Source organism: Shewanella sp. HL-SH2 (assembly GCF_051164935.1).
Lineage (GTDB): Bacteria > Pseudomonadota > Gammaproteobacteria > Enterobacterales > Shewanellaceae > Shewanella > Shewanella glacialimarina.
This window is the reverse complement of the sequence record NZ_CP195035.1, coordinates 663,262-675,565: the sequence shown is the minus strand read 5'-3', so window position 1 is coordinate 675,565 and position 12,304 is coordinate 663,262. Positions and strand designations below refer to the sequence as shown.

At 40.7% G+C, this 12,304-nt stretch carries 11 protein-coding genes; 8 read left to right on the top strand and 3 right to left on the bottom strand.

What is annotated here, in order from left to right:
- The first annotated feature begins 1 nt into the window (after position 1).
- The gene (gene glpE / locus ACRWP9_RS02815) at positions 2 to 310 is read left to right on the top strand and encodes a thiosulfate sulfurtransferase GlpE (protein WP_434927766.1); all 309 of its coding nucleotides are present in this window, start codon (positions 2 to 4) and stop codon (positions 308 to 310) included.
- Positions 307 to 1,149: a rhomboid family intramembrane serine protease GlpG gene (glpG, locus tag ACRWP9_RS02810; protein WP_434927765.1), complete on the top strand. Its 843-nt coding sequence runs from the start codon at positions 307 to 309 to the stop codon at positions 1,147 to 1,149. The genes glpE and glpG overlap by 4 nt, the downstream gene beginning before the upstream one ends.
- A 39-nt stretch (positions 1,150 to 1,188) precedes the next feature.
- On the opposite strand, the gene elbB is transcribed toward glpG, so the two are convergent.
- Positions 1,189 to 1,842: an isoprenoid biosynthesis glyoxalase ElbB gene (gene elbB, locus ACRWP9_RS02805; protein WP_434927764.1), complete on the bottom strand. Its 654-nt coding sequence runs from the start codon at positions 1,840 to 1,842 to the stop codon at positions 1,189 to 1,191.
- Between the two features lie 568 nt (positions 1,843 to 2,410).
- Here elbB and polA point away from each other — a divergent pair.
- Entirely contained in the window at positions 2,411 to 5,167 is a 2,757-nt protein-coding gene (gene polA, locus ACRWP9_RS02800; RefSeq protein ID WP_434927763.1) for a DNA polymerase I, read from the top strand.
- A 665-nt stretch (positions 5,168 to 5,832) separates the two neighbouring features.
- Here polA and yihA read toward each other — a convergent pair.
- Positions 5,833 to 6,504 carry a ribosome biogenesis GTP-binding protein YihA/YsxC gene (gene yihA / locus ACRWP9_RS02795; RefSeq protein WP_226412061.1) on the bottom strand — a complete coding sequence of 224 codons (672 nt, stop codon included), beginning with the start codon at positions 6,502 to 6,504 and terminating at the stop codon, positions 5,833 to 5,835.
- Positions 6,505 to 6,758: 254 nt separating this feature from the next.
- On the opposite strand from yihA, the gene ACRWP9_RS02790 reads away from it, so the two are divergent.
- From ACRWP9_RS02790 to ACRWP9_RS02770, 5 genes are all read left to right on the top strand, one after another.
- The gene (locus ACRWP9_RS02790; protein ID WP_434927762.1) at positions 6,759 to 7,379 is read left to right on the top strand and encodes a c-type cytochrome; all 621 of its coding nucleotides are present in this window, start codon (positions 6,759 to 6,761) and stop codon (positions 7,377 to 7,379) included.
- Positions 7,380 to 8,191: 812 nt separating this feature from the next.
- Positions 8,192 to 8,854 (top strand): methyltransferase domain-containing protein, encoded by a 663-nt coding sequence (locus tag ACRWP9_RS02785; RefSeq protein ID WP_434927761.1) that lies wholly within the window; start codon positions 8,192 to 8,194, stop codon positions 8,852 to 8,854.
- 55 nt (positions 8,855 to 8,909) lie between these two features.
- The gene (yihI, locus tag ACRWP9_RS02780) at positions 8,910 to 9,467 is read left to right on the top strand and encodes a Der GTPase-activating protein YihI (RefSeq protein ID WP_434927760.1); all 558 of its coding nucleotides are present in this window, start codon (positions 8,910 to 8,912) and stop codon (positions 9,465 to 9,467) included.
- 69 nt (positions 9,468 to 9,536) lie between these two features.
- Complete coding sequence (locus tag ACRWP9_RS02775; protein ID WP_434927759.1) at positions 9,537 to 10,004, top strand: DUF2489 domain-containing protein; 468 nt, start codon at positions 9,537 to 9,539, stop codon at positions 10,002 to 10,004.
- A gap of 165 nt (positions 10,005 to 10,169) precedes the next feature.
- Positions 10,170 to 10,721 (top strand): 1-acyl-sn-glycerol-3-phosphate acyltransferase, encoded by a 552-nt coding sequence (locus ACRWP9_RS02770; protein WP_434927758.1) that lies wholly within the window; start codon positions 10,170 to 10,172, stop codon positions 10,719 to 10,721.
- A gap of 46 nt (positions 10,722 to 10,767) precedes the next feature.
- Here ACRWP9_RS02770 and ACRWP9_RS02765 read toward each other — a convergent pair whose 3' ends face one another.
- Complete coding sequence (locus ACRWP9_RS02765) at positions 10,768 to 12,042, bottom strand: mechanosensitive ion channel family protein (RefSeq protein ID WP_434927757.1); 1,275 nt, start codon at positions 12,040 to 12,042, stop codon at positions 10,768 to 10,770.
- Positions 12,043 to 12,304 lie beyond the last annotated feature (262 nt).

The window sequence follows — 12,304 nt, the reverse complement described above, 5'->3', positions numbered from 1 at the left end:
CATGTCGACTTTTAAGCATTTATCTATTAACGAACTCATCCATATGACTACAGATTCTAACGATGTACAGATTGTTGATATTCGCGACGGCGCCACTTTTAATGCCGGGCATATTGAAAACTCGATCAATTTAACTAACGAAAATATCGCTCAGTTTATTGCCGATGCCGATATGGATAAACCACTAGTGGTTGTCTGTTACCACGGTATAAGCAGCCAAGGCGCTGCAGGCTACCTTATTGAACAAGGTTTTGATGATGTCTATAGCCTTGATGGTGGTTATGTCGCATGGGGAGCCGCCCACGCATGATAGAAATTGGCCTGCTACCATACGCTCGCACCGCACAGGCTTTTGTGGATTACCTAACAGGTTTGGGTATTGAGAGCCATATTGAGCCTCACCCTCATGGCGTAGCAATTATGTTAGTTGAGCCACAACATGAAGCAAAGGCCCGTAATGAATTTGCTCAATTTGTGTTGCATCCTCACGATGACAAATATCTACAGGCTTCGTGGGATAATGGCAGTACACAGACAAAGTTTGATTATGGTTCAGGTGTTTTAGGCTTAACCCAGCAATTTATTACCGGCGCAGGACCACTAACATTAATCACCTTTTTTAGTTGTGTTGTTGTATATGCATTAATGAACTTAGGTCTGGGTAATGCCACCTTTAGCGCATTATCATTTTTTAGCGCTGTGCCTGACAGCAACCTTAATCAAGTTTGGCGTGTATTTACCCCCTCATTAATGCACTTTTCCGCGATGCATATTATTTTCAATTTACTCTGGTGGTGGTATTTGGGTGGTAAAATAGAAACTCGCTTAGGGACTAGGCCCTTATTGTTTTTATTGCTTATGGCGGGCACCTTGCCCAATATTTTACAATTTTTTATTACAGGTCCTAATTTTGGCGGCTTATCTGGCGTGGTCTATGCGGTAGTCGGGTACACCTGGTTAATGGGTGTACGAAAACCAGATTGTAGTATCGCATTACCACAATCTTATATGGGCTTTATGATGGTTTGGTTAATATTAGGGTTTACCGATTTATTAGGTATGCCAATAGCTAACGGGGCGCATGTGGGCGGTTTGTTGGTGGGTCTAGCTCAAGCACTATTCGATAGCCGTAAATCAGCTAAAAGCTAACCCTCCTCTTTGTCATTGCTGGCAAGCGAGGGTTAGCATTTACCCTATCATTTCTAACACCTTATTAACCAGTTTCTCGATGCCTTCATTAGCTTGTGCAATGCTAGTTGCCAGCATGTAAGCTGGAGTTGTGACTATTTTATTCGCCTCATCAACAAAAATATCCTCAACATTCGCCGCATGATGTTCGCCGCCCATTTCATTAAATGCATGAGCAGTTTCATTGTCACGGCCAATAGTGCCCTTAACATTCGTGTAAATAACAGGTAGCATCATAGGTGCAATACACATGTAGCCTACTGGCTTATTCGCCAACGCAAACTCCCGCAAAAAGGTCTCAACAATAGGTGAAATAGTGCAATCACTGCCATTAGTGGCAAAGTTAGATAAGTTTTTCGCTGCGCCAAATCCACCAGGCACAATCAAGCCATCAAACTGGTCAACGTCTAAGTTGGCTGCGTTAAGCACTTCTCCTCTGGCAATTCGTGCTGACTCAACTAATACGTTTCGTGTTTCTTGAGCTGTAACCTCACCAGTTAAATGGTTAACCACATGCATTTGATCAATATCAGGAGCAAAACACTGATACTTAGCACCCGCACGAGACAACGCCAGTAAGGTTAAAACAGCCTCATGGACTTCAGTGCCATCAAACACACCACATCCACTTAATAATACTGCAATAGTTTTCATTGTCGGTTCCTTCACCTTAGGATTGATTACGTAATTTTTTAACAAATGCTCAACAAAATACTTGATCTGATTAAAAATCGTGCTAACTTAGCTCATCAAATTTTTTGTAAAGTCAGTTATTCAATTTTATAACGTCAATCGCTACGAAAAATATCAGAGCTGGATTATCGGATAATTAATCCATTAAATGAATTATCCGATGTAGTTTGCAACACCAAAAAATCTTTAATCTATCGTTTATATATCAAGGGACTAACCCAGTTAAATAAAAAAGTCCACATAATAAGAATAATTTATAAAACTTATATACTGCTCACAAAAATTTAAATAAACAATATTATTCAACAAGTTAAGTTTTTCAATTCTAGTCGTATTTAAAACTATCCTGTTATTTACACAAAATGACTCACAGACTTATCCACAGGCTGTAACCATTTTACGTGGTCATTTTTCTTGACAAATAACGCTTGAGTTAAGTTACTCATAACGTTCAAACATTCATAGCCAATTTCATGCTATATTCACTGCTAGTATATTCTTTTCAACATAACAGAAACGAACTCATTTTATGCCTACAGTTGCTCATAATCCGCTTATATTGGTCGATGGATCATCTTATCTTTATCGCGCTTACTACGCACCACCACACTTAACCAACTCTAAAGGAGAAGCAACAGGCGCTGTATATGGCGTGGTAAACATGTTGCGTAGCCTATTAAGTCGATATGAGCCCACGCATATCGCGGTGGTTTTTGATGCTAAAGGTAAAACATTCCGTAATGACATGTACAGTGAGTACAAGGCGCAACGTCCTCCTATGCCGGATGATTTACGCAGTCAAATTGAGCCATTGCACCGTATTATTCGCGCATTAGGCTTACCACTAATCAGCATTGAAGGTGTAGAAGCCGATGATGTCATAGGCACTCTTTCTCGCCAGGCAAGTAAAGAAGGTCGGGCGACATTAATCAGTACTGGCGATAAAGACATGGCCCAGCTCGTTGATGAACACGTCACGTTAATCAATACCATGACAGATACCATCATGGGACCAGAAGAAATAAAAACTAAATTTGGTGTCGGTCCCGAATTGATCATCGACTTTTTAGCCTTGATGGGAGATAAAGCCGATAATATTCCAGGCTTGCCTGGTGTAGGTGAAAAAACAGCCCTTGCAATGTTAACGGGAGTTGGCAGCGTGGCAAAATTACTAGCCGATCCTCAATCTGTACTAGAGGTGAACTTTAGAGGCTCAAAAACCATGCCTGCTAAAATCATCGATAACGCAGACATGTTGAAATTGTCTTATGAGTTAGCAACCATCAAAACAGATGTTGAACTAGAGCAAGACTGGCATGGTCTGGATATTAAACCGCAAAACCGTGACGAACTCATTGCTTGTTATGGCGAAATGGAATTTAAGCGTTGGTTAGCAGAGGTATTGGATAACAACAACCCAACAGCGCCTAAAGCTGAAGAAACGGATGAGCCAAGTTCGGTGCCAGTTGTAATAGAAACTGACTACCAAACCATTTTGACTGACGAGCAACTTGACCAATGGATAATCACATTAGGTCAGGCAGAGTTAATTGCCGTGGATACTGAAACCACCAGTTTAAATTATATGGATGCTGAATTAGTCGGGATTTCATTTGCGGTAGAAGCCGGAAAAGCAGCCTATTTACCTCTAGGACACGATTATGAAGGAGCGCCTCAGCAACTGAATAAAGCAGCTGTATTAGAAAAACTTCGCCCTATTCTTGAAGGCACTAAACCTGAGAAAGTCGGTCAGAACCTAAAATACGACATCAGTATATTTGCTAACGCCGGCATTAAGTTACAAGGGGTGCGTTATGACACCATGCTTGAATCTTACGTGTTTAACTCGGTTGCATCACGTCATGATATGGACGGTTTAGCGCTTAAGTATCTAGGCCATAAAAATATCAGTTTTGAAGAAGTTGCAGGTAAAGGCGCCAAACAAATCACCTTTAATCAAGTGTCGCTCGACATTGCCGCACCCTATGCCGCAGAAGATGCCGATATTACCCTTCGCTTACATCAGCACTTATGGCCAAGAGTCGAAAAAGAAGCCAAACTTGCCAGCGTATTTAATGGGCTAGAATTGCCACTTATTCAAGTATTGTCCGATATAGAGCGACAAGGTGTGTATATCGACTCAATGCTACTCAGCCAACAAAGTGGGGAATTAGCTCAAAAGCTCGACCAACTAGAGCAAGAGGCATATGAAATAGCCGAAGAAAAATTTAACCTTGCCTCACCCAAACAGCTGCAAGTGATATTTTTCGACAAGTTAAAATACCCAGTTAAAAAGAAAACACCTAAAGGCGCACCTTCTACCGCTGAAGATGTCTTAGTTGAACTCGCGCTAGACTACCCATTGCCTAAAATTATTTTGCAGCACCGCAGTTTGGCTAAATTAAAAAGTACCTATACCGATAAATTACCGTTAATGGTTAACTCTACCACCGGACGCGTGCACACCAGTTACCATCAGGCTAATGCGGCAACCGGACGTTTATCATCTAGCGATCCAAACTTACAAAATATTCCTATTCGCACCGAAGAAGGCCGCCGTATTCGCCAAGCCTTTATTGCTCCAGAAGGTCGTAAGATATTAGCGGCGGATTACTCGCAAATTGAATTGCGTATTATGGCGCATTTGTCGCAAGACAAAGGCCTATTAACTGCCTTTGCCGAGGGTAAAGACATTCACAAGGCAACTGCTGCTGAAGTGTTTGGAGTACATTTTGAAGAAGTCACCACAGAACAACGCCGCCGTGCTAAAGCAGTCAACTTTGGTTTGATTTACGGCATGTCAGCATTCGGTTTAGCTAAGCAATTAGATATTCCACGCAATGAAGCTCAAACCTATATCGACACCTACTTTACCCGTTACCCTGGCGTATTAAAGTATATGGAAGACACACGTGCTGATGCCGCTGAACAAGGATACGTATCCACTTTATATGGTCGTCGTCTGTATTTACCGGAAATAAAAGATCGTAATGCAATGCGCCGCCAAGCTGCAGAGCGCGCTGCGATTAACGCGCCAATGCAAGGTACTGCTGCGGACATTATCAAAAAAGCGATGATTGCTGTAGCAAACTGGATAAAGCAAGACACCCATGGCGAGATAAGCATGATAATGCAAGTTCACGATGAACTAGTGTTTGAAGTGGATGCAGATCAAGCAGAGGCGCTAAAACAAAAAGTGTGTCAGCTGATGGCCGATGCGGCCAAATTAGATGTTTATTTACTCGCAGAAGCTGGTATTGGAGACAACTGGGATCAAGCCCACTAAGCTCATAAATGCCAAAAAGTTAACTCGATTCAAGATCAAGCCAAAACCGCGCCAGAATAGCGCGGTTTTTTTATCGGCTAAAATTAACGTCAATCCTCTGATATTAATAACTAAAATCTATAATAATGATAAATGAATAAAAAATAGATAGCAGTCGACTGTGCTTAAGTTCACATTATTGTCGTTTTATATGAAAAACAGTTTTCCATTTAAAGTCCAATAGGGTATTATTCTTGTCGTAGGGTACAGAGGTTAAGATGTTCAGTCTTTCAAACCTTTATTTCACTAGCGATAGTGACCAGCCAAATTCGGCGCCTCAGCAATGTTTATTGCTGAGGCTTTTTTTTGGTTTTTTTTAATCGATTTGTGACTTTAAAACTGCACAGTGGGAAAATTAATGATTATTTGTAATTTAAATTCGATTTTTTAGAGTAAATACTTTAAATGAGTTAAAAATAGCGTTATTATATTTGTATTGAGAGTCATCAAATTGAGTTGATGTCACTTGAGTCTTGTTGAATTTAGCTTCTCCCCAAAAAGAGCTAAAGAATTTTATACCGATAGCCCTATGGTTATCGGTTTTTTTTGCTTGTAAAAAATGATAGACCAATAAAAAGCGTAATGTGATTAACACATTACGCTTTTTTATTATCGATAAGTAGCTGCTAATCTTGCTGCTCTTGTTGTTCTTTTTCAAGCGCTTGCTGATCAAGTAGCCATTGTGGATTACACCACTTATTTAAAATACTCAGCACTTTTGGCTTACCTGTGCCTTTAGTTGACGAAAATGGCTCAACTTGAACCCAATCGCCAAATTTAGACAAATCTTTACGCACGGCGTTAACTGTTTTCATCTTCACGTTTTGCGCAAGCTTGTCAGATTTGGTCAATAAAGCTAACACGGGAATTTCACTGAACACCGCCCATTCAATCATTTGCATATCTAAATCTTTAAGCGGATGACGAATGTCCATCAATACCACAACACCACTTAAGCAAGCACGTTTTTGTAAATACTCGCCTAACGCAAGCTGCCATTTATTTTTTAACGCTAATGGCACTTTAGCAAAACCATAACCAGGTAAATCAACTAAACGGCGGTCAGCAGCGAGAGAAAACACGTTAATTAACTGAGTACGGCCAGGTGTTTTACTGGTTCTGGCTAAACCTTTTTGCTCGGTTAACGCATTTAATGCACTGGATTTACCGGCATTAGAGCGGCCCGCAAATGCAATCTCAACACCTACATCGCCAGGAAGATATTGATCTAAGTGTGCAATGTCAGGTGCACTGATTAAAAACTTAGTTTGACGAAAGTCGATTTGAGATTCAGACACGGTTTACTCCAGAAAATGTTTACCTAACATCATATTTATGTTTCAAATGCTGCCTTTTGCACGTTTTCGTGTAAAATATCAGCCAGATCACATTATAACTCCAAGCAAATCTTAATATTGTGATTTAAAAAGCCCTTAAATGAACTCTAAAAGCCTCATTTAAAGCAAAATTGTCGCTTGGAAAACTATTTTACCACGCTTGCGGGTTATCCTAGTAAGCTCAGGACAATAAATTAACAAGAAGTTGGAACGCCATGAAAAAGTTAGCTCTTGCGCTGTCTGTAGTAGCCGCTATGTCATCACCTGTTATGGCTGAAGGTAATGCCGAAGCGGGAAAAACTAAAGCACTCGTATGTTCTGCCTGTCACGGTGTTGACGGCAATAGCATGATTGATATGTACCCGAAACTCGCGGGACAACACCCATCATACCTTGAGAAACAGTTAAAAGAGTTTCGTGCAGCAATGCAAACAGGTGGTAAACAAGGTCGTATGGACCCAATCATGGGCAGTATGGCTATCGGGTTAAGTGACCAAGATATTGCTGATCTTGCAGCCTATTACTCATCGCAAAAGCTTATTGTGGCTGATGTAGCCGATGTCCCTGCTGCGGGTGAGTCGCTTTACAAAGGTGGCGATATGGCTCGCGGCATAACATCATGTATTGCATGTCACGGTCCAGATGCAAAAGGCATGGCAGCGGCAGGGTTTCCAGCTCTTGGCGGCCAACATGCTAATTACATCAAAATTCAATTAACTAAATTTCGTGAAAAAAGCCGTAATAACGATATGAACGGCATGATGCAAGACATTGCGAAAAAGTTAACCGATGCAGATATGGAAGCTTTATCTAAGTATATTTCAAGCATTAAGTAGTTTTAAATCATAAATCTACTGATTAAATAATGGGTCTGATTGACCCATTATTTTTGACCGCCAGTTTACGTTTACGTCAACTTCACACCATCAATGCTTGACAGGGTTGACGCTTTTAGGGTTAAATACCCCGCGTACCGAGATGAACCCAGCTGTTTATTGCTAATAATAATAATGTAAAAACAGATCTCGGACCTTGTCATTTAAGATATAAGAATAAATTGAATCAATAATAATAATATACTTACGGCCACTCAATAATAATAACAAAGAGTCGCGATTTCGGTTTGAGATCCAGGTCAGATAATTTGTAAGGGATAGACCAATTGGTCGACATGCTATATAGCACTGCCTTACGCAACAGAGATAAAAGCCATCTGTATTCGCACACAAAGCTCATGCTTAGGATGCATTCACTGGAAGCTGACTATCACTGGAAGGTACTTTATACATGGATAGTAAATTCACGTCACAGATGACGGTTAGGAATATGATGTGTCATTAATGACCGTCTACGGAAGCTGAAGTTAGGATGACTACAGAGCATATAAAAAGCGTCATAGATGACCAATAATAATAAGCGCATGGAAAGCTTAAAAAACAAGAAGGATCCGACCGGGAAGTCGCATAGCAAGCATGGATACTTGGAATCAGGACAAGGTGCTTTTTGCACTGTTTATAAGGTGGCAGTTTACTGCCACCTTTTTTCTTGTCTTTTTTTCAAGCTACACTGTATATCTTGGTGATTTTAAAGCTCAAAAAATCCCTATATACTGTCATGACACATCCTTCTATAGGTGTATAAATATTTCATGATACCCTGCCCTCTGTGCAATCATCAGGCTCAATTTTTTTTGCAGGATAAAAAGCGCGCGTTTTATGTCTGTCCTCATTGTGGGCTAGTTATGGCAGATCCTAAGTCTCATTTAAGACCCAGTATTGAAATGCAACGTTATGGCCGAGCACAGAAAGGGGCTAAACAACGGCAGCTTTCACAATTCTTAATGCCACTTTTAGCGCAAATTAATTTACAACAATCTGGTATATTATCAGGACTTAACTTTGGCCGAGTGCTGGATCAACAATGTTTGCAGTCAATTAATGAAGCCGGCCATAGTGTTAAACAATACGATCCTTTTTTCGCAGCGGATCACAGTGTATTGCAAACAACCTATGACTTTGTCTGTAGTTATAAAGTGTTTGAGCATTTTCGCCACCCAAATAAAGAGTGGCAATTGTTATCTCGTTTAGTTAAACCGGGGGGATGGTTAGCAATTAGTACCCCACTGATGACGGATTTAAGACATTTTAATAAGTGGCATTATAAAAATAATCCTACCCACGTGAGCTTCTATCAACGACAAACTTTCGAATATTTAACCGAAAATAGCGAATTTACGCTATTATTTGTATCGCAGGCGCTCATTTTGATGCAAAAATCATCAGGATCTGGTATAAAGCGCATCCTAATTTAATGCACGTTGGCATTTTGCCGGCGTGAGCTGTTTTAAAAAGTAACTGAGATAATTCATGGCGCGCAGTAAAAAAACTCGCAAGGGCGGAGAGAACGGCCCTAAATTTGCACCTAGAGTCAAAAAAGCCGATCGTAAAGATGCTGAAGGAAAACGTGGCGAAACAGGCCGAAAGTCTGGAAGTCGTCACAACGAAGCCTTACTAAAGAAAAGTGCACCCTCTAATGCCGGCAAGTCGACAGACCCTCGTCATGGCAGTAAAAAGCCTGTAGCACTAGCACCTGTGGTCAAAGTATCTAAAGTTGCGGACCAGGATAAGCCTAAGCAACCTAAACTGACTGACGAGCAAAAGTTACTCAAGTTAGAAGATGACCCACGCCTAAATAGCTTGTTAGACATGCTAGAAGAAGGCCGTGATTTGTCTGCAGAAGATCAAAAGTGGCTTGATGCTCAATTAGACAAAATTGAACATTTAATGAACCGCTTAGGGTTAAATGAACCTGAGCCAGCTCCAAAAGCAGTCAAAAAGCCCGCTAAATCAGATTCTGATGATGACTTATTAGCCCGGTTTGAGTCTGGTGAGAATCACTTAAACGATTACTTCTCCAAAGACTAAATAAACTCCCGACTGGCGCTTAATGCGCCAGTTTGTTATTCGTCGTAGTCAGCCAATTAAGGAGTCTTTGTGTCTACCGCTCTTATAATCATCGCCATTATCATCGTTATCGCCTTAGGTGCTTATGCCGCATCATTGTTGTTGAAAGTGAAACGCCAAGCTGCCATTAATCAACAAGCCCTTGAAGAGCGCCTAGCAAAAGCAGAGGTGCGCCGCCAACAAGTCCTTACCGATATTCGTTACATCGCGGCAGCGATGCTAGAGGACCGCTGCGAGCTTTCTGAAGGGGTAATGCGTATTGGTAAGTTATTCGATGCTTTGTCAATGACAGAACAAGTGACTCCGCTTTTCCCGCAGCTGTTCAGCCATTATGACATCATAAGATCTCATCCTATTATGGAAGCGCGCCAAGCACTACCCAAGCAACAACGTATGAAACTGGATTTTGCCAGAATGCGCTCTGAAGCTGACTTAGGTGAGAGTATTTTGCAAGAAGCCAAAAATATTACTGAGTTCGAACAAGCCCCTACACATTAATTCACCTAACACCAATTGATCTATAATTTAAGCTCTACAGGCCGCTAGAAAGATGCGTCAGCTCTACTTAAGCGCTTGCTAATCCAAATAGATTTGTTACTTTAAAATACATAATAAAATAATAAGGCTACCCGTTTAATGGTAGCCAAAAATAAAGGGTTACTTATGTTTAATCGCTTCTGTAGCTGGTCACTCACCAAGCTTGGCTGGCAGTTTGATGGCCATATAAATCATAACCAATCATGTGTCATTATTGTTGGCCCGCACACGAGCAATTGGGACTTTGTTATTGGTATTCTGGCGCGCGGTGCATTAAACACCCCAATCCATTTTTTAGGTAAACATCAATTGTTTGTTCCGCCTTGGGGCTGGATATTTAAAGCAATGGGTGGCAGCCCGGTAGACAGACGCAAACACAATAACTTGGTTGATTCTGCGGTACAGCTATTTAATCAAAACGCAAATTACAAACTTGCATTAGCACCGGAAGGCACTCGCAGTACTGTTAAACGCTGGAAAAGTGGTTTTTATCATATCGCCCTGCAGGCAGGTGTTGATATTGTGCCGGTAGGCTTAGATTTTAACAGTAAGAAAATAATTATCACCACAGCATTAAAACCAACCGGGGCGATAGAGTTAGAAATAAATCAATTGATGGCTTTTTACCGCACCATTAATGGCCGTCACGCCAAAACCATCCCCGTTTATCAAAAGTAACAAACCAAATAACCGCTGGGGCTGCGATTCACAGCCCTATAATCTGCTAATTTTCTAGCTTATTGACTACAGTGTTGATAGAACGCATATCAATGCCAGTCGGATTTTGGAATGCTTGCAAACCAAACTCTGGTAATACAGCAAAAACATGATCAAATATATCGGCCTGAATCTCCTCGTAGTATGCCCAGCGAATGTCATTGGTAAAAATATACAATTCAATCGGCAGCCCCTCAGTTGTTGGCGCCAACTGACGCACCATCAGGGTCATGTCTTTGTGTATCTTAGGGTGCTGGCGTAAAAACTCCTGTAGGTAAATCCTGAAGGTGCCAATGTTAGTTAACCTTCTGCCATTAACTGGCATATCAAGATCGCTAATCAGTTGGTTTGCCGTGGTAATTTCTGACAGCTTTTGTGGAATATAAGCTTTTAAATGATTCACTTTTGATAAGCGGCTTTTTTCATCATCGCTGAGAAACTTAATACTATTTACATCGATATTAATTGAACGTTTGATACGGCGTCCGCCAGATTCTGACATACCGCGCCAATTTTTAAATGCATCGGACACTAAAGCATAAGCGGGGATCATGGTGATAGTGTTATCCCAATTACGCACTTTTACTGTCGTTAAAGTGACATCTTCAACCGCACCATCAGCACCATACTTGTCCATTTGGATCCAATCGCCTTTACTCACCATGCGATTAGCTGCTAATTGAATACCCGCAACAAAGCCTAAAATGGTGTCGCGAAAAACTAACATCACCAAACCTGTGGCAACACCTAAACCACTAAAAAAATATATCGGCGAACGGTCACTTAACACAGCAATAATAACAATCAGACCGATAAAGAATAAAAACAGCTTAATCAGCTGTACAAAGCTTTTAACCGGTAGGTTTCGGTTAATTCGTTTAACATCTGCTATCTCATTAACTGCATTCAAACCGGCGTAAATGGCGCGGATAATTAATATCACCAGTAAAGCACTAAGCGCACGATCTAAAAACAAGCTTAATACTTTATGTTCGGTTAATACTATCGGCAATAAAAAATCTAAAATGAGCAGGGGGACTAGCATAGCTAAACGTTCAAACATTTTGAAGCGGATAAAAATATCATCCCAAGTCACACTAGAACGTCGGATAATACGATTAATGCCACTCACAAAAAAATGATGAGTAATAAAATAACCAATGCCTGCCACAAGCACACACGCGAGCAATAATACTGAGGTAGAAATACCATCGGTAGGCTGACTATTAATACCCAAATCTGTTAGCCAAGAGGCCACTTCAACTCGCCAATTTGTATTCAAATTCAATCCTATTCATTAAGATAAGCCTAAACATAACAATCACTGGGTAAACGATAATCAGTTAAATCCATAATTACCCATCTAAAGCCAGCCGCAAACTATTATTTTAAATCGTGATTTTAACATTATCATTTCAGCACTTATATGAAAGATTAAACAATATTGATATTGCTCATTTGAAACAAGGCTAGGCGGTGTTTTATCACTTACTTTATCGTTATCGCACAAAACCGAAAATCACAATAAAAAAGGACCTCAGGGT